This is a genomic window from Rhodococcus sp. FH8 (genome assembly GCF_019266085.1).
GTDB lineage: Bacteria > Actinomycetota > Actinomycetes > Mycobacteriales > Mycobacteriaceae > Rhodococcus_F > Rhodococcus_F qingshengii.
Window position 1 is genome coordinate 45,396 of the sequence record NZ_LPNQ01000084.1, and the last position, 16,467, is coordinate 61,862.

The following is a 16,467-nucleotide window of genomic DNA, read 5'->3' on the forward strand; positions in this document are numbered from 1 at the left end:
TCAGGTCCGGGCGCTGAAGTGAGTCAGCGTCCGGACTTGATGATCTGAGCGATGTTCCGCTCCGCCAGAGCAGTGATGGTCAGTGACGGGTTGACGGTGCCGGTGCTGCCCGGAATGGCAGCGCCGTCCATCACGTACAGGCCGTCGTAGCCCTTGACTCGCCCGTAGCCGTCGGTGGCCTTGCCCAGAACCGCACCGCCTAGGGGATGCGCGGTGAACGAGGAATTGACGTCTTTCGCGAACGGCAGGGCGGACGGCAGCGTGGTGCCGGCGAAGGCCATCTTGTTCTGGACGGCGCGTAGTGCCTCGACGGTGGCGTCGTTGCCGTTCTTCGGCCAGTTCAGCACCACCCGATCGGAGCCGCCGTCGTAGGCGAAGTCGGCGCGCTGCGAGTCGAGGGTCATCCCCAATGTTCCGAGCATGCCGATGTTGACGGGTAGGCCGGGGACGTACCAATTTTCCAGGGAGAGTGGCATTCCCGACTCGTCGACGATGCGTGATGCCGACGGTGCGGCTTGCGCAGTGCCGTCACTGAAGCCGAACGAGCGCACCATCCCGGCGTCGCCGTTCGTTCCCCAGCCCTTACCGACGTGTTCGTTGAGGTTGGGCAGCGCGCCCGTCGCCTGGGCGCGTACCAACAGTTCGGACGTGCCGATCGAACCGGCGCCGAGGAACAGACGGTCACAGGTAAGAGTCTTCCGGGCCAGAACGCCACCCGTCGGATCCGTCGATTCGACGTCGACGACGTAGCGTCCATCACGTTCGCGACTGATCGCGAGCACCTGATGTCCGTAACAGACGGTGGCTCGTCCGGTGGCTTCGGCGGCAGGAATGTAGTTCTGTGTGAGGTCGAACTTCGCGCCGTTGGAGTTACCCATGTTGCTGTCACCGACAGTGGCCGAGGCTCGGGTTCGGCCGTCGAGTTCTGAGCGCACCACGTCCCAGTTCCAGATCCCGTCGATCCGCTGCGGATCGAATCCGGCACGACGAGCGTCCTGATCCCAACGACGCGAGTGACCGAAGTTCGGGGTTTGGTAAATGTCTTCGGGCAACGGGCTCAGACGCAGCATCTGGCGCACTTTGGGGTACCAGGTGGACGCCATCTCGTCGTAGTCGAGGGAGTTGCCGAAGACTGCGTCGAAGAATCGGCGCTCGGGCGCGATCATCACGCCGGTGAAGATGATGGAACCACCGCCGACTGCAGCGCCGCGCCATACCGAGATGTGTTCGTAGTCGGTGGCATCGAGGACGCCGCTGAAGTAGTCGCACGCCACGGGGAGTCCGGTGAGGTTGGTGAACGATGTTCGCCGGAAGACTCCGCGGCCGTCGGCCAGCATGTCGGAGGTGTGAATCTCCCGTTGCGGATCATGCGGCCACCGAAGTCCGCGTTCGAGGATGGTGATCTGGGTGCCGCTCTGCGCCAACCGGAGGGCGGTGGCGCTTGCGCCGAATCCGGACCCGATGACGATGGCTTCGGAATGCGCCGGGGGAGTAGGAGATGGTGCGAACAACTCGGGGACGAGCGCGCGGTAGTGATCAGCACCCATCGGGAGCGCCCGCAGTGGTGCGGGGGTGGCGTGGCTGGTCGACGTCGACATGAGCGGCGCCGCGGCTGCAACTGCCGCCCCCGCCCCGGCGGCTTTGAAAAAGTCACGACGCTGCATGTCACGGCGCTGCATGTGTAAATTCGACTCCCCAGTTCGACGGTTTGCCTCAGAATAACTCGAGATGGAGTTCGGGGACGAAACGGCGTGTCTGACGTCATGAAGAACCGGATAAAACGTGCATAAGTGGCACTTCCTGGGTGGTACTGATCGGTCACCAGATAGTCGCGGAATCTTGTCGGTGTTCAGCGAGAGGCGCTCGCACCTATCCTCGAGGAGTGAACCCCGACTTCAAGCGCGTCTCCGAGGCCAAGTACGTCCTACTCACGACCTTCCGCAAGGATGGAACTCCGGTGGCGACTCCACTCTGGGCCGCGCCGGACGGCGACAAGCTCCTCATGTGGACCGTCACCGATTCCTACAAGGTCAAGCGCATCAGGCGAAACCCGTCGGTCACCGTCGCTGCGTGTGACGCTCGGGGAAATCCCAAGGGTGAACCGGTGGCCGCCGTCGCCGAGATCCTCGACGGACCGGGCACCGATCATGCTCGCGACGCGATAGCACGTCGGTACGGAATCCTCGGCTGGATCACCATGAAAGGCAGTCTCCTGCGCCGCGGCAAGACCGGAACGATCGGACTTGCCATCACTGCAGCCTGACCGCGCGTCAGTTGCCGAGCAGATCGTCCAACGCTGAATCGAACCGCGGATACGTGAAGGGGAAGCCTTTGTCCGCCAACACTTTCGATACGGCATGACGACCCGTCAGGCCCAGGGCAGCGTCGCTGCGAAGAAGGAACGCGCCGAATCTGACCATGAAAGCGGGCGTCGGCGGCGCAGGTGGCCGGTGAAGGTGCTTGCGCAGCCCGGCCATCAGCTCTGAGTTTCGGACGGGATCCGGAGCCGTCGCGATGACCACCCCCGAGGCAGCCGAAACGGGTTCGAGGGCCCAACGAACGATCGACAGCCAGTCCTCGATGTGAATCCAACTGGTCCACTGCCTACCCGAGGCGACGCGTCCGCCCAGTCCGAGACGCACGAGCAACAGCAATCGCTCGAGCGCCGGTGTGCCCTTCTCCAACACGACACTGGTTCGCAGGATCACCACTCGTGACGCGTTTGCACCCTCGACCGCTGCCTCCCAGTCCTTTGCGACGTCGGTCATCTGAGGTGGCCCGTCAGCGAGGGGAGAATCCTCGTCCAATCGTGCCTCACCCGCATCGCCGTAGATCGCGAGCGTGCTCGCCTGGATCCACACCGGAACAGGGTTCGCCAGTAGTTTCGACGCTTCGACCAGCGCGCGGGTCGGATCGACCCGGGAGTTGGTGAGTAGTGCGATGTTTGCCGGGGTGGGTCGGCGATCGACCAACTCGCCGGCCAGATTGATCACCGCGGCGCCGCCGAGTTCTCCCGCCCAGTCGCCCACCGTGACACCGTCCCACTGAACCTGCCTGTGCCTGCCAGGTTTCGGTGAGCGAGTCAGGACCACGACGTCATACCCACGGTCCGCGAGATCGTCGCTGATCCGGCGGCCGAGAGCGCCGGTGCCGCCGGCGATCACGACCTTCGTCATCACTGCGCCTGGCTGACCGAGGACATGTGGAAGTCGGGAATCCGCATGGGCGGCATGGCCGTGCGGGTGAACCAATCTTTCCACTCCCGGGGAAGCGTGATCTCGGTACGTCCAGCCTCGGTGACCCGCCGCAGGAGATCGAGTGGACTCTCGTTGAAACGGAAGTTGTTGACGGCGCCGACGATCTTGCCGTCCTCGATCAAATACACCCCGTCACGGGTGAGTCCGGTCAACAGCAGCGTCGTCGGATCCACCTCACGGATGTACCAGAGGGTTGTGAGCAGTAGACCCTTCTCGGTACCTGCGATCATGTCCTCGATCGAGGTGTCGTCACCACCGGTCAGGATGAGATTGTCGCCGGGAACTGCGACAGGTCGACCGAATTCTCGTGCAGCGTGGCGCGGGTACGCCAGCGCATTGACGACGCCGTCTCGGACCCAGTCGACGGGTTCGATCTCCATACCGTTGTCGAACAGTGAGACGGATTCACTCGACGACGTCGTGATCACGAACGGCGCGGATTGCAAGCCCTCGGCGCCGGGGTCGGAGGTGAGTGTCAGTGGCAATCCGAGCTTCTCGCCGATCCGGGTTCCACCGGTGGTGGACAGTGCGGTGTGGCCTTCTTCGGCGCCGCGACCCTCCATGGTCCACATCAGATAGATCATCAGGTCCGCCACAGCAGACGGAGGAAGAATTGTCTCGTAGCGGCCGGCAGGCAGACTGACGGAGTTACCCGCCCAGTCGAGTCGAGTGGTCAACTGCGACAAGAGCTTCGGTATCGAGATATCGCTGAAATCGACAGTTCCGGATCCGACCCAGGCGCTGGCGTCGCCGCGCTTGCCGTTGATCTCCACGGAGCCGGTGGCCTGAGCAGTTCTACGTCGCACGCCCGTCGAGGTTCCGAGCCAGGTGGTGTGCAACTGGTGGTGAGCGAAGCCGAACAACTGGTCGCCGCCGTCGAAGCCCTTCGCCAGGTCGGCAGCCAACTGAGCAAAGACACCGATGTCGGTCAGGGCGGCCGGCAGGTCCCAGTCGGTCTCTGCCGCCGACTGCGTGATCAGGTCGGACGCGTCGTCAGCCGGAGTGGCTGTGCGCGCAGCTTCTTCGCTTGCCTGTACGAGTACGGAAATCTGCTCCGGATCGACACTGCTGGAACTGACAGTGCCCACCTTCGCGATGTCACCCTCGCGCACGATCGAGATCACCGTCCACGTCCGGGACAGCGAAACTCCGTTGGTGGTCATCGAATTGTTGGCCCACCGCAGCGACGCCTCACTCGCATCGGTCACGATCACCAACGATTCGTCTACCGTCCTCGCGGCCAATGCACGCTCGACGACCTGCTGCGGATCGATCACTGCTGAGCCTCCGAACGAGTATTGAGGATGTTGACTCCGCGGAACAGAGCGGACGGGCAGCCGTGGCTGACCGCCGCAACCTGACCGGGTTGCGCCTTGCCGCAGTTGAACGCCCCCTGCAGGCGCCAGGTCGACTCACCGCCAACGGCTTCCATCGAGCCCCAGAAATCCGTCGTCGTCGCCTGATACGCCACGTCGCGCACCTGACCGTCGAGCTTTCCGTCACGGATCTTGAAGAACCGCTGACCGGTGAACTGAAAGTTGTAGCGCTGCATGTCGATCGACCAGGACTTGTCACCGACGACGTAGATGCCGTTCTCGACTCGCGAGATCAGGTCTGCAGTCGAGGTGTCCGTAGAAGGGTCGGGGGAGAGCGAGACGTTGGCCATTCGCTGGATGGGAACGTGATGTGCGGAGTCGGCGTACGAGCAACCGTTGGAACGCGTCAGCCCCAGCCTCGGCGCGAACACGCGGTCTAGTTGATACCCGACCAGTGTTCCCTCTGCCACCAGATCCCACCGTTGAGAGGCGACGCCGTCGTCGTCGAATCCGACGCTGGCCAGGCCGTGCTCTTCGTTTCGGTCGGCGGTCACGTGCATGAGTGGCGTTCCGTATTTCAGCGTTCCCAGCTTGTCCGGCGTCGCGAACGACGTACCGGCGTAGGCCGCTTCGTAGCCGATCGCGCGGTCGTATTCGGTGGCGTGTCCGATGGATTCGTGGATCGTGAGCCACAGATTGGTCGGATCGATCACGAGGTCGGTCGGACCCGCTTCGACGGTCGGTGCCTTGGTCTTCTCGGCCAGCCACTCCGGGATCTGCGCGAGCTCATCGCCCCAGTTCCATGTGCTCTCCGCCCCGAGGTACTCCCATCCGCGGCCTACCGGCGGCGCCAAGGTGCGCATCGATTCGAAGCTGCCGGCCGACTTGTCGACGGCGGTCGCCTCGAACTCGGGGTGCAGACGCACCCGTTGCTGGGTGATCGACGAACCGGCCAGATCCGCGTAGAAGGTCTGCTCCTTGACCTGGAGGACACTCGCCGTGACGTGATCCACGCCGTCGGCGGCTTGAAGCCGTCCGGAGTAGTCGACCAGCAGGCCTACCTTCTCGGCCGTCGGTGTCGCGAAGGGATCTTCGAGGTACGGCGACACCCACGTCGCGTCGGCGTAGACGGGCTCGTCGGCGAGGGTGACCGGATCCCGATTGAGCGAGCGCAATGCCTTCGCGACCTCGACCGCTTGGCGTGCCAGCGCAGCAGCGACATCGGGGGACACCTCGGCGTGCGAGGCGAATCCCCACGTGCCGTCGACGATCACACGGACGGCGACCCCGATCTCGTCTCCGTCGGACACCGCCTGAACTACGCCGTCGCGCAACCTGATCGACTGTGTGAGCACGCGGTGGACACGAACATCGGCGTGCTGGGCGCCGGCCGTTCTCGCTGCCGACAGCGCCGCATCAGCGACAGCTCGCAGCGGGAGGGCGAGGAAATCTGCATCGACATCTCGGGTGACGGTCACGCACACGACGCTAGCCGACGACCGCCGATCTCAGCCGAACTGCTGCCATCCGAGGCGAATCACCATGGCGATCACGACCACCAACAGCGTGATCCGCACGAATCCGGATCCCTTGCTCAGCGCCATCCGCGAACCGATGACCGCGCCGAGAACGTTGCACACCGCCATCGCCAAACCCAAACTCCACCAGACATGCCCGGTGACGGCGAAGTAGGCGAGCGCGCCGAAATTGGAACCGAGATTGATCACCTTCGCCATCGCTGCGCTCCGAACGAATTCGGTTCCGAGGAAGGTCGCGAAGCTGATGATGAGGAAGGTGCCGGTGCCGGGTCCGAGCAGACCGTCGTAGAGGCCGATGAGTCCGGCGGAGAGCAGCAGGACGAGGACGGTCTTGCGCTGCGTCGGACGATGGGTCGCGATCGTGGTGCCCAGCGTCGGACGCATGGTCACGAAGACGGCGACGGCGACGAGGACGACCATCACGATCGGAATGAAGTACTTCTTGTCGATCAGCGAAACGGCCGCCGCCCCGCACGCGGCCGTCACCGCAGCCAACGCGGCTGCCGGCGCCATCTGCCGCCACTCCATCGGGATTCGACGGGAGAACGTGTACACCGCAGCACTCGTCCCGGTGAATGCCGTCAATTTATTGGTGGCCAGTGCCGCTTGCGGGGTCAATTGGGGTGCGACCAGAAAGAGCGCCGGCAACAGAATCAATCCACCGCCGCCGACCACGGCGTCGACCCAACCCGCCGCCGTCGCTGCCGTCATCAGCAGTCCCCAATCAGCAATATCCACGGCGGTGACTCTTTCACAGCTGTGACACTCTTGAGCACATGCGGAGGTTCAGCCTGTGGCTGCGAGGAAAGCCGATGATCGCGGACAGCGCGCTGGCGCTCGTGTTCTTCGCGCTCGAGGTAGTTACGTTCGTCAGTTCGCCGCGTGAGGAGCGGTGGCCCCAGCTCGTCGTCGGATTTCTGATCTGCCTTCCCGTCGTGTGGCGTCGCAAATACCCGCGTGTGTCCGCTGCGTCCATATTGTCGATGTCGTACTTCGCGACCCTGATGATGTGGGCGACCGGGGATCCGGCTGCGGAACATCCAGGCCTGCTGGCGCTCGGAGTTTCGCTCTACACACTCGTCGCCTACGTCGATCGGCGTACCGGGGCGATATTCGCGTGCTTCCTTGCCCTGGACATGACTCTCTCGTTGCTCGTCATCCGCCAAGACGTGATCCTGACGATCATCATCGCGACGCTGCTCTATGCACTGGCCTGGATCACCGCCGAGTTCTTGAGCGCCCGCCGCGCCTACGACGAGGAAGTGGCCGCCAGACTCGAAGTGGCCGAATACGAACGGGATCGGCGTGCCGAGGATGCGGTGGCCACGGAAAGAACCCGAATCGCCCGCGAACTCCACGATGTCGTCGCCCACGCGGTCAGTGTGATGATCGTCCAGGCGGACGGCGCGTCGTATGCGGTCGATTCCAATCCCGCGTTGGCCAAGAAGGCGCTCGGCAACATCTCCAGCACCGGACGCGACGCCCTTGCCGAGCTTCGCCGGACCGTCTCGCTGCTGCGCACCGAGGTCAGTAGCGATTTGATGCCGCAACACGGAACGGCCGGCATCGCCAAGGTCGTCGAGATGATGCGTGCCGCTGGTCTCGGCGTGCGCCTCGAGCTGACCGGCGAGCTCGACGATGTCAGTCCATCGGTCAGCCTGGGCATTCATCGCCTCGTTCAGGAATCACTGACCAATGTCCTCCGCCACGCCGGCGCAAACCCGAAGGCCCGAGTCACCGTGCGCCGCACCGACACCGCGGTGCTGCTCGAGGTCGTCGACAACGGAACGTCGAGTTCGACCTTCTCCCACGGTTCGGGGAATGGACTGGTCGGAATGCGTGAGCGGGTGGCGGTACTGCACGGGACACTCGAGACCGGACGACGCCCCGACGGCAGTTGGCGTGTGTACGCAGAGTTGCCGCTCGAGATCCACGATTGATACCGGCTCGCCGCAATCGCATTGGCACCGACGTCTCAGGCCCGATAGGTTTACGCCGTGCCCATCACCGTGCTGCTAGTCGACGACCAGGAACTCATGCGGATGGGCCTGAACATGGTGCTCGAAGCACATGAAGACATCTCGGTTATCGGTGAGGCCGGTGACGGGGCCGCGGCGGTCGCAGCGGCGGTGGCGCTGAAGCCTGACGTCGTGTTGATGGATGTGCGGATGCCGATTGTCGACGGGGTGAAAGCGACGGAGCAGATTCTTGCGTCCGGGATCGAATCCAGGGTCCTGGTGATGACGACGTTCGACCTGGACGAACACGCTCTCGGTGCCTTGCGCGCCGGAGCCAGCGGCTTCCTTCTCAAGGACACCCCGCCCGAGGATCTCGTGTCGGCTATCCGCAGCGTGGCAGCCGGTGACGCGGTTGTTTCCCCGAAGGTGACACGTCGTCTGCTGTCGAGGTTCATCGTGGACGGTCCGGCGCCCCGGCGCGATCCGGTAGTTCTCGACGTCCTGACCGAACGCGAACGCGAAGTCCTCGGACACGTGGCCACGGGGCTGTCGAACATCGAGATCGCACAGCAGCTGTACCTGTCCGAATCGACGATCAAGTCGCACGTCGGACGCATTCTCACCAAACTCGATCTGCGTGATCGTGTGCAGGCTGTGGTGCTGGCCTACGAGACCGGACTGGTGACTCCGGGCGCGTAGGCCAGCCGTCTGTCAGGCAGCGAGCGTTTCGCTCTGCTCAAGCATCAAAAGCGCCCACTGTTGGCAGCACGATGCAGGTCTTCCCGTCTGCGTAATCGACATTGCCGAACAGAGCGGCAAACACCTTGCCGTCACCGGTGTCGACGACCTTCGAGAGCAACGGCGTATCGAGTACGGGCAACTTCTCGTCCAACGGGACGATGCCGCCCTTGAACGTGCCGACGTTGATCCAGGCAACACTCAACCCTGAGGTCTTGGGTATGCCGACGTAACCCGGGATTGCCTGGAAACGGAGATGGTCGGCCTCGACCCACGGCGGCAACGGGAAGTTCGGACCGGCCTGTGCGGAGCTGAGGGTTACGGTGACGGGTTCACCGGCCACGCCACACCCGACCGTCGGTGCGGGGTACATGAACGACTGCGGCTTGGTGACGCCGATGTCCGGGAGATCGAGAGCGGTCGTGATCTGATCAGCGCCTGCCGTGCCGATCAACTGCTGAACAGCAGCAGAGGCTTCGGGGGAGATGGCTGCGGCCTGCGCGATCAGTGCGGCAATCCCTTCGGGTACTACCGGTTCTGCGGCCGCGGTTCCCGCGCTGATCATCGCGCTGCCGGCGGTGAGTGCCACGACGGCGGCAGTGCCGGCGATGGCAGCGGGAATGCGTCGGGCGAGTGTCTTGCCGGGGAGTCGGCTCATGTCGGGCTCCTTCATTTCATGAGGCCGGGAAATGCGGCCCGAAGTGACTTGACCATGCGCAGAGTCTCAACGTCAACTTGAGGTTTAGAATCGTTAGCGGAGCGTTAGTTAACGCCAGGCAAGTCGCACGTGCGTGAGAGAAGGCCCGTGTGACTCACGGCACCCACCTGTTTTGCACCTCTGCGTCGTTGTCGGGAGAAAAACCGGCCCCTCGAGCGTTGAACGAATAGACCGTCTGAAAGGGGACGTCATGATCGCCGCCGTATTTCTCCTCTACGTGATCGTCGAGATCGCAGCCTTGGTCATCGTGGGCAACGCCATCGGTGTCGCCTGGACAGTGCTGCTGTTTCTCGCCGGATCGCTTGTCGGATTGATCCTCATGCGCTCGCAGTGGCGACGGGTCATGGACGGGTTCCGTAAGGCCACGCGGGGTGAGGGATCGCCGTCACTGGCGGTCGCCGACGGCGCCCTGGTCGCGGCGGGCTCCGCGTTGATGTTCGTACCCGGACTCGTGACTTCGGTTCTGGGCCTGCTGCTTCTGATTCCGCCGACCCGCTGGGCGCTGCGCCCGCTTGCAGTGCTCCTGGCAGGTAAGCGCGCAGCAGCATTTGCCGCCGGTGGTGACGCCTTCGCCGGAACCGTCGGCTACGCGGCGCGGATGCGCGGAAACGGCGAGGTGATCGACGGCGAGATCATCGTCGAGACACCCGAAACCACCGAGTACGTCGCCAGCAACGGCAAGGAACTCGTCCTCGAGGGTGAGATTCTGGACACGGATACACCCACCCGTTCGCGGGGGCCGCAGTACTAACAGGCAGACTGGGTGCTCGTGACTACTCGTCTGCTGGTCAACGGCCGGATCTACAGTTCATTTGCACCTGATGCGACCTCGATCGCCATCACCGACGGCACCGTCGTGTGGGTCGGCGACGAGCGCGCCGGACGGGCGTTGCACCCCGCCGCGGAGATCGAAGACCTGGGTGGTGCGTTTGTCACTCCCGGGTTCGTCGACACCCACGTCCACATCACCGCACTGGGACTCAATCTCGTCGGCCTCGATCTCGTGGGCGCGAACTCTCTGGACGAATGTCTCTCGCGAGTACGAACATTCGCAGCCGCGAACCCCGAAACTGCCCATCCCGACGCAGTCATCTGGGGACACGGTTGGGACGACACCGAGTGGGCCGAGCAGACCCCGCCGTCGACCGCAGATCTCGACGCGGCCGCCCCTGGCCGCAAGGTGTATCTCTCGCGGATCGACGTTCACTCGGCCGCGTGCTCGAGCGCACTGCGCGACGGGATCTCCGGCCTCGCCGACACCGCTGGATACTCAGCCGAAGGCCCGTTGACGTTCGACGCACACCACCTGGCGCGCAATGCCGCTCGGAATCTGCTGACGGAAACTCAGCGCGCGTCTGCTCGTACCGCTGCGCTCGATCTCTGCGCCTCACGCGGAATCGTGGCCGTTCACGAGTGCGGGGGACCGGACATCTCGGGATTGACCGATTTCCAGGAACTGTTGGCCCACGATCACGGCGTGGAGGTTCGGGGCTACTGGGGTGAGCGTGTCGACAGCGAAGAGGATGCTCGCGCGCTCCTCGACAAAACCGGAGCAGACGGACTCGGCGGGGATCTCTTCATCGACGGCTCGCTCGGTTCGCATACCGCGTGGTTGCTCGAACCCTATGCAGACCAACCTGATTCGACGGGCAATGCCTACCTCGACGTCGACGCGATCGCCGCACACATCCGGGCCTGTACCCTCGCGGGCGTCCAGGCCGGGTTCCATGCCATCGGTGACGGCGCCGTCTCGTCGGCAGCTGCCGCGTTCCGCAGGGTCGCCGACGAACTGGGTGGCCCCAAGGTCGCCGCGTTGGGTCACCGCCTCGAGCACGCGGAAATGATGTCTATGGCCGACGCGGAAACCTTTGCCGCCTTGGGTGTCATCGCTAGCGTCCAACCGGTGTTCGACGCACTGTGGGGTGGCACCGACGGTCTTTACGCCACGCGCCTGGGAGTAGAGCGCGCAGCAGCGTTGAATCCGTTTGCACCTGCTGCCGGTAAGGGTGTCTCGCTCGCATTCAGCTCCGACGCCCCGGTCACCCCCATCGAGCCGTGGGCGATGCTGCGCGCCGCTGTCCAGCACCGCACCGACGGAAGTGGAATCTCGCCGCGTGCGGCCTTCTCCGCGGCAACTCGCGGCGCCTGGCGCGCGGGCGGAGTGCGGGACGGCGCCGCGGGAACCCTCAATCCGGGCGCACCGGCCTCCTACGTGTTGTGGGAGGCAGGCGAACTCGAAGTGAGCGCACCCGCCGACTCGGTTCAGCGATGGTCTACCGATCCGCGCTCGCGCGTACCCGCTCTGCCGAGGCTGGCGGAAGATGCGCCGATTCCGGTCTGCATCAAGTCGGTGCATCGCGGACGCGTCGTCTATCAGCGCGGCTCGTCGAGTGAGTGAGGCCGGCGCAGAGGCGTCTGTCGGTGATCGCTCCCGTGTGAGCGCTGTGCTCACCGGTTCCGCATGGCTACGTTCGCTGTACGCGGCCGCAGGTGGATTCCTGATCTTCGCAGGGTTCCCACCCCGCCCGCTGTGGTTCTTGGCGCCCGTCGGGATCGCTCTTCTGACGTGTGTGTTGACGAACTTCGGGCGCGGCGGACTGCGCCTTCGTGCCGGCTTCGGTTACGGATACTTGGCCGGTCTCGGATTTCTGGTGCCGTTGCTTCCGTGGATCGGTGTGTTCGTAGGTGCGGTCCCGTGGATCGCGTTGGCCGCGGTGGAGTCGTTGTTCATCGGACTGTTCGGGCTGCTTGCGGTTCTGGTGGCGAGGTTGCCATGGGCACCCTTGTGGATTGCTGCGACCTGGACGCTCACCGAGTGGCTTCGTTCCAGCGTTCCTTTCGGCGGATTTCCTTGGGGCAGGCTCGCATTCGGTCAATCCGAAGGGTGGCTCCTCCCTCTTGCGAGTGTCGGCGGTGCGCCGCTGCTCAGCTTCGCGGTGGCCCTGACCGGTACCGGCTTGGCAGCAGTTGCAGTCGCTGTCGCGGCCAAACGATGGGACCGAGGATTCTTCGGAGCTGTTGCCGCTGCCCTCGTGCCCGTGATCATTGCTCTCGCGGTGTCGCCGTTCTTGTCCACCATGGATTCCGGTGATCGAACGATCACCGTCGCCGCCATTCAGGGAAGCGTTCCGAGGTTGGGCTTGGACTTCAACTCGCAACGCAAGCAGGTCCTCGACAACCATGTCGCCGAAACCGTGAAACTTGCTGCCGAGGTGGACGCGGGCCGCGTCGATCAGCCTGACGTCGTGATCTGGCCGGAGAACGCCTCGGACATCGACCCCCTGCGAAACGCCGATGCCGCTGCCGACATCACCCGGGCCTCCGAAGCGATCGGAGCGCCGATTCTTGTCGGCACCGTACTCGTGAACGCCGATCGTACGACCACCAATTCGGTGATCGTGTGGGACGGCGCCAACGGTCCTCAGGAACAGCACGACAAGAAGATCATTCAGCCGTTCGGCGAATACCTGCCCTACCGAAGCTTCTTCCGGAACTTCTCCTCGTACGCCGATCGCGCGGGCAATTTCGTTCCCGGCGAGGGCAACGGCGTTGTCCATGCAGCGGGGGTACCCATCGGTGTCGCGACTTGTTACGAGGTGGCGTTCGACCGGGCGTTCCAGGAATCTGTGCGCAACGGTGCACAGTTGCTGGCGGTACCGACCAACAACGCCACTTTCGGGGACACCGAGATGACCTATCAGCAGCTGGCAATGTCGCGTGTGCGGGCAGTCGAGCACGGCCGCGCCGTCGTTGTCGCCGCAACCAGTGGTGTCAGCGCCATCATCGCTCCCGACGGTGCGGTGACTTCGCAAACCGACCTGTTCGTGCCGGCGACCCTGGTGGCGAAGGTGCCGCTCTCGACCAGCTCCACCCTTGCCAGCCGAGTAGGTCCGGTGCCGGAGATCGTGCTCAGCATCATCGCGGTCGGCGCGATTGCCATGGCAGTGCTGGCCCGGCGCCGAGATCAGGCTGAGCACTCACCCGAGGAGACTGCGGCAATCTGAGCCGAGCATCGGATATTAGGGCTGCCGATGTTCCGAGGAGCGCCTACGCGGGTACTCGCTGTGCCACCCGTTCCTGCGTAAGGCGGCTTCTTGTGACCGAGCCTGAGAAAACCGAGCCAGACAAGTCCGAGCCCCGGGATGCAGTTCACAAAACCAGTGTCGTCGACGCGGTTCTGCAGTCACCGCTCGCCGGCCTGTCACCGTGGATCTTGCTGTCTTTGCTCTCCGGGCCGGGAAGGTTCGAGGAATCCGCGGCCGCAGCCCTCGGGTTGTCGCTGCTGATCTTGGCGGCCAGTCACCGGCGCGGCGGCACCGTGAAGCTGTTGGAGGTCTTCGACGTCGTGTTCTTCGGCGTTCTGGCGGCCGTCGGCCTCCTCGCGTCGGCGAACACGATTCGGTGGTTCGAACTCTGGGGAGGCGAACTGACCAACATCGCGCTGGTGGTCTTTGCCTTCGGATCGATCCTGCTCCGCAATCCTTTCACTTTGCAGTACGCGAAAGAGTCGACGCCCGAAGAGTATTGGGCGACGCCTCTGTTTCTGCACATCAACTACGTCATCACCGCAGTGTGGGCTCTCGCGTTCACCTGGTCGGCGGTAGTGGGCCTGTTCGGAGACGCACTGCTGCACGACGGTGACAACTTCTGGACCGGATGGATTCTGCAGTTGCTCGGAACCTTCTTCGCGATCTCCTTCACCGAGTGGTACCCCGAGTATGCGCCGAACAAGGCCGCTCAGGCTCAGGGCCTCGAAACCGAACCACCGCAGTCGATTTTCAGGCTGTTCGACTTTTTGCCGGTGTTCGTAGCCGTGACCGGCATCGCGGGGTTGGTGACCGACTCCGTTTCCGTGACCGCAGGCGTCACGTTGATTCTGGTCGGCGTGTTCGGACATCTGGCGATGCGACGGTTCACCGTCGACTAGGAGCTCTCGGTGATCTCGCGCCTACGGGAACTTGGTGCACGATCGTCTCGATGACCGGCTGGTGCCGGCTGATGCACGGAATTTGTCCGTTTCTGCGATAGTCAGTGCACCTGCCGTGCAATGGAAACGAGGGAAATTGAGCGTTATTTCGAGTACTGCACACAAGCACGAGCCCCTACACGGAAGACGTCCACCAGCGGATCACCGCTTCCTCGGATTCGACACACGAGTCTTTCCACACGCCCTCGCGATCTTGGCGGTGTGGATGCTCTGGACCGTGATCGTGCCCGCCATCGATTCCGCTGTCTCCTCCGAAGATCCAACCGGCGCCGGAGACCGGATGGCCGTGACCGAAACGGTCTCCTTCGCCGCACCTGCGGGCTGGAATGTCGACAGTGGTTTCCGAACCGACCAACATGGCGCGTCCGATTCGCTCCCACGTGTGACGTTGACCGATGGCACCGTCACCGTGAGCGTCGACGCCGACACATTCAGTGGAACTGCCGACGAACTCCTCTCCCAAACAGATGCCGTGAGTCTTGCGACGAACGGCAGTTCCGTGCTTGCGGTCTCCGGTGCGCGCCAGCCGATCAGCACCGCCGGGGGTCTGAGCGGCGTCCAGGTCAGCTTTGACACTCCTCGGTCCGCCGGATCGGTGACCACATTCGTCGTCGACGGCAAGGGAATTCGGGTACAGGTAGTCGGCCCACCCGATCAGATCGCCGCCCGCAGTCGAGAAATCACCGACATGATCGCCTCTATCGGCACACACGAGGGAGACACCAAGTGAGCACCGATCTCCTCGAAACCCGCTCCCGCGCATTCGATACGACGGCCTGGGGCGAGAAATTTCACTTCTTCCAGCCACGCAACGTCGTGTTCTGGATATACCTGTGGATGTGCGGATTCGGCCTCGTCAAAGGCTGGCAGATGTTTGCTCCCTTCGCCGGATACTTCGGGCGCGCACTCCTCGTTGCCGGCATCGTCGGCGTCATCAGCGCCGCGGTCTGGACATGGTGGTTCCGGCACATCGACCGCTACGAACGCCAACCCGTAGGACTAGTGGTCACCGGCTTCATCTGGGGCGCCACCGCAGCAACGTTCACTATCGCAGTACCCGCGAACGGAGCAGTCGGTTCGCTCTACTCGAAGATTTTCGGGCAGGTATGGGCTCAGGACTGGCATGCGGGCCTCTCTGCACCCTTCGTGGAGGAAACCGCCAAAGGCATCGGCATCGTAGTCCTCCTCGCGCTTGCACCACGCCTGGTGCGCACCGCAACCGACGGCCTGCTCCTCGGTGCTTTCATCGGCTTGGGATTTCAGACCAGCGAAGACTTTCTGTACTCGATTGCCGGCGCAACACAGGGCTTCGGCGCCCACCAAACCGACGGCCTGCTCGGTTCCATCGCCACCCGCACCTACTCCGACATCGTCTCTCATCCCCTGTTCACCGCCCTTTTCTGCGCCGGCGTGATCTATCTGATCGGCACCCCGGCCCAGCCCCGGCGGATCGGACGCGGATTGGCGTTGATCGTGGCACCCATCCTGATCCACGGCGTGTGGGATTCCATGCTCGCGATCGCCGGCGGCAGCAGTTCGCTCGTGTTCGTCATCATGATCGGCGACATCGTCTTCGCGTTCACTGCCTTGTGGATCGCGTTCGTCTGGGCGCACCCACGTGAATCCCACTTCGTCCGTGACATTCTCGCCCCGGAAATCGAGTCCGGCGTCCTGACCGACGCCGAGGTGACAGCCGCCGGCGGATGGCGACAACAACGTACTTACGCGAAAGCCGCACCCACTCGCACCGAACGTCGCCAACGACGACATATCGTTCGTGCCGCGCTGGATCTGTGCAGCGACCTTGCTGTCAGCAAGGGCGACGACAGCCCCCAGGTCGTCGAATCACGCAACGAAATCACCCGCCTCCGCCAAGGAACCGCGGCACAGAGCATCACTCGGTGACCGGGAAGTAGCGGAAGAACCGTTCAGCACCGCAAAACATTCACCCACAC

The 16,467-nt window shown here is 63.8% G+C and carries 15 protein-coding genes; 9 read left to right on the forward strand and 6 right to left on the reverse strand.

Features of this window, described 5'->3' with window-relative positions; all coding sequences use genetic code 11:
• Positions 1-23 precede the first annotated feature (23 nt).
• A complete protein-coding gene (locus ATN38_RS30840) occupies positions 24-1,679 on the reverse strand; it encodes a GMC oxidoreductase (RefSeq protein WP_218749324.1) in 1,656 nt (551 codons plus the stop codon).
• Positions 1,680-1,882: 203 nt separating this feature from the next.
• Here ATN38_RS30840 and ATN38_RS30845 point away from each other — a divergent pair, with 203 nt between their 5' ends.
• Positions 1,883-2,263 (forward strand): PPOX class F420-dependent oxidoreductase, encoded by a 381-nt coding sequence (locus ATN38_RS30845; protein ID WP_054188250.1) that lies wholly within the window; start codon positions 1,883-1,885, stop codon positions 2,261-2,263.
• Positions 2,264-2,270: 7 nt separating this feature from the next.
• Here ATN38_RS30845 and ATN38_RS30850 read toward each other — a convergent pair whose 3' ends face one another.
• The 4 genes from ATN38_RS30850 to ATN38_RS30865 are packed head-to-tail and all read right to left on the reverse strand — an operon-like array spanning position 2,271 to position 6,849.
• Positions 2,271-3,176 carry a TIGR01777 family oxidoreductase gene (locus tag ATN38_RS30850; RefSeq protein WP_042919754.1) on the reverse strand — a complete coding sequence of 302 codons (906 nt, stop codon included), beginning with the start codon at positions 3,174-3,176 and terminating at the stop codon, positions 2,271-2,273.
• A complete protein-coding gene (locus tag ATN38_RS30855) occupies positions 3,176-4,534 on the reverse strand; it encodes a metallopeptidase TldD-related protein (protein WP_003944802.1) in 1,359 nt (452 codons plus the stop codon). Before ATN38_RS30855 ends, ATN38_RS30850 begins: the two co-directional genes overlap by 1 nt.
• A complete protein-coding gene (locus ATN38_RS30860; protein ID WP_003944822.1) occupies positions 4,531-6,051 on the reverse strand; it encodes a TldD/PmbA family protein in 1,521 nt (506 codons plus the stop codon). Before ATN38_RS30860 ends, ATN38_RS30855 begins: the two co-directional genes overlap by 4 nt.
• Before the next feature lie 30 nt (positions 6,052-6,081).
• Positions 6,082-6,849 (reverse strand): TSUP family transporter, encoded by a 768-nt coding sequence (locus ATN38_RS30865; protein ID WP_030536361.1) that lies wholly within the window; start codon positions 6,847-6,849, stop codon positions 6,082-6,084.
• A gap of 38 nt (positions 6,850-6,887) precedes the next feature.
• Here ATN38_RS30865 and ATN38_RS30870 point away from each other — a divergent pair, with 38 nt between their 5' ends.
• Both ATN38_RS30870 and ATN38_RS30875 read left to right on the forward strand, forming a co-directional pair.
• Positions 6,888-8,051 (forward strand): sensor histidine kinase, encoded by a 1,164-nt coding sequence (locus ATN38_RS30870; RefSeq protein ID WP_054188248.1) that lies wholly within the window; start codon positions 6,888-6,890, stop codon positions 8,049-8,051.
• A 57-nt stretch (positions 8,052-8,108) separates the two neighbouring features.
• The gene (locus ATN38_RS30875; RefSeq protein ID WP_003945024.1) at positions 8,109-8,768 is read left to right on the forward strand and encodes a response regulator transcription factor; all 660 of its coding nucleotides are present in this window, start codon (positions 8,109-8,111) and stop codon (positions 8,766-8,768) included.
• A gap of 37 nt (positions 8,769-8,805) precedes the next feature.
• Here the strand turns inward: ATN38_RS30875 and ATN38_RS30880 are convergent, their stop codons facing one another.
• Positions 8,806-9,465 carry a hypothetical protein gene (locus tag ATN38_RS30880; RefSeq protein WP_003944837.1) on the reverse strand — a complete coding sequence of 220 codons (660 nt, stop codon included), beginning with the start codon at positions 9,463-9,465 and terminating at the stop codon, positions 8,806-8,808.
• A 250-nt stretch (positions 9,466-9,715) separates the two neighbouring features.
• On the opposite strand from ATN38_RS30880, the gene ATN38_RS30885 reads away from it, so the two are divergent.
• The 6 genes from ATN38_RS30885 to ATN38_RS30910 all read left to right on the forward strand — a co-directional run bounded on the left by ATN38_RS30885 (position 9,716) and on the right by ATN38_RS30910 (position 16,417).
• Complete coding sequence (locus tag ATN38_RS30885) at positions 9,716-10,276, forward strand: FxsA family protein (protein WP_003944915.1); 561 nt, start codon at positions 9,716-9,718, stop codon at positions 10,274-10,276.
• Between the two features lie 12 nt (positions 10,277-10,288).
• A complete protein-coding gene (locus ATN38_RS30890; protein ID WP_003944830.1) occupies positions 10,289-11,923 on the forward strand; it encodes an amidohydrolase in 1,635 nt (544 codons plus the stop codon).
• 37 nt (positions 11,924-11,960) lie between these two features.
• A complete protein-coding gene (lnt, locus tag ATN38_RS30895) occupies positions 11,961-13,529 on the forward strand; it encodes an apolipoprotein N-acyltransferase (RefSeq protein WP_050655285.1) in 1,569 nt (522 codons plus the stop codon).
• Between the two features lie 92 nt (positions 13,530-13,621).
• Positions 13,622-14,452 carry a hypothetical protein gene (locus tag ATN38_RS30900; protein ID WP_030536365.1) on the forward strand — a complete coding sequence of 277 codons (831 nt, stop codon included), beginning with the start codon at positions 13,622-13,624 and terminating at the stop codon, positions 14,450-14,452.
• A gap of 136 nt (positions 14,453-14,588) precedes the next feature.
• On the forward strand, positions 14,589-15,242 hold the full coding sequence (locus ATN38_RS30905; RefSeq protein WP_228400993.1) for a hypothetical protein: 654 nt from the start codon (positions 14,589-14,591) through the stop codon (positions 15,240-15,242).
• Positions 15,239-16,417, forward strand: coding sequence for a PrsW family intramembrane metalloprotease (locus ATN38_RS30910; RefSeq protein WP_003944910.1), 1,179 nt, complete (start codon positions 15,239-15,241; stop codon positions 16,415-16,417). Before ATN38_RS30905 ends, ATN38_RS30910 begins: the two co-directional genes overlap by 4 nt.
• The last annotated feature ends 50 nt before the right edge of the window (positions 16,418-16,467 follow it).

What these genes read in the sequence shown, in the direction of transcription:
- ATN38_RS30885 (WP_003944915.1), top strand. Translation starts at nt 9,716, where the DNA reads ATGATCGCCGCCGTATTTCTCCTCTACGTGATCGTCGAGATCGCAGCC.
- ATN38_RS30850 (WP_042919754.1), bottom strand. Translation starts at nt 3,176, where the DNA reads ATGACGAAGGTCGTGATCGCCGGCGGCACCGGCGCTCTCGGCCGCCGG.
- ATN38_RS30870 (WP_054188248.1), top strand. Translation starts at nt 6,888, where the DNA reads ATGCGGAGGTTCAGCCTGTGGCTGCGAGGAAAGCCGATGATCGCGGAC.
- ATN38_RS30880 (WP_003944837.1), bottom strand. Translation starts at nt 9,465, where the DNA reads ATGAGCCGACTCCCCGGCAAGACACTCGCCCGACGCATTCCCGCTGCC.
- ATN38_RS30840 (WP_218749324.1), bottom strand. Translation starts at nt 1,679, where the DNA reads ATGCAGCGCCGTGACATGCAGCGTCGTGACTTTTTCAAAGCCGCCGGG.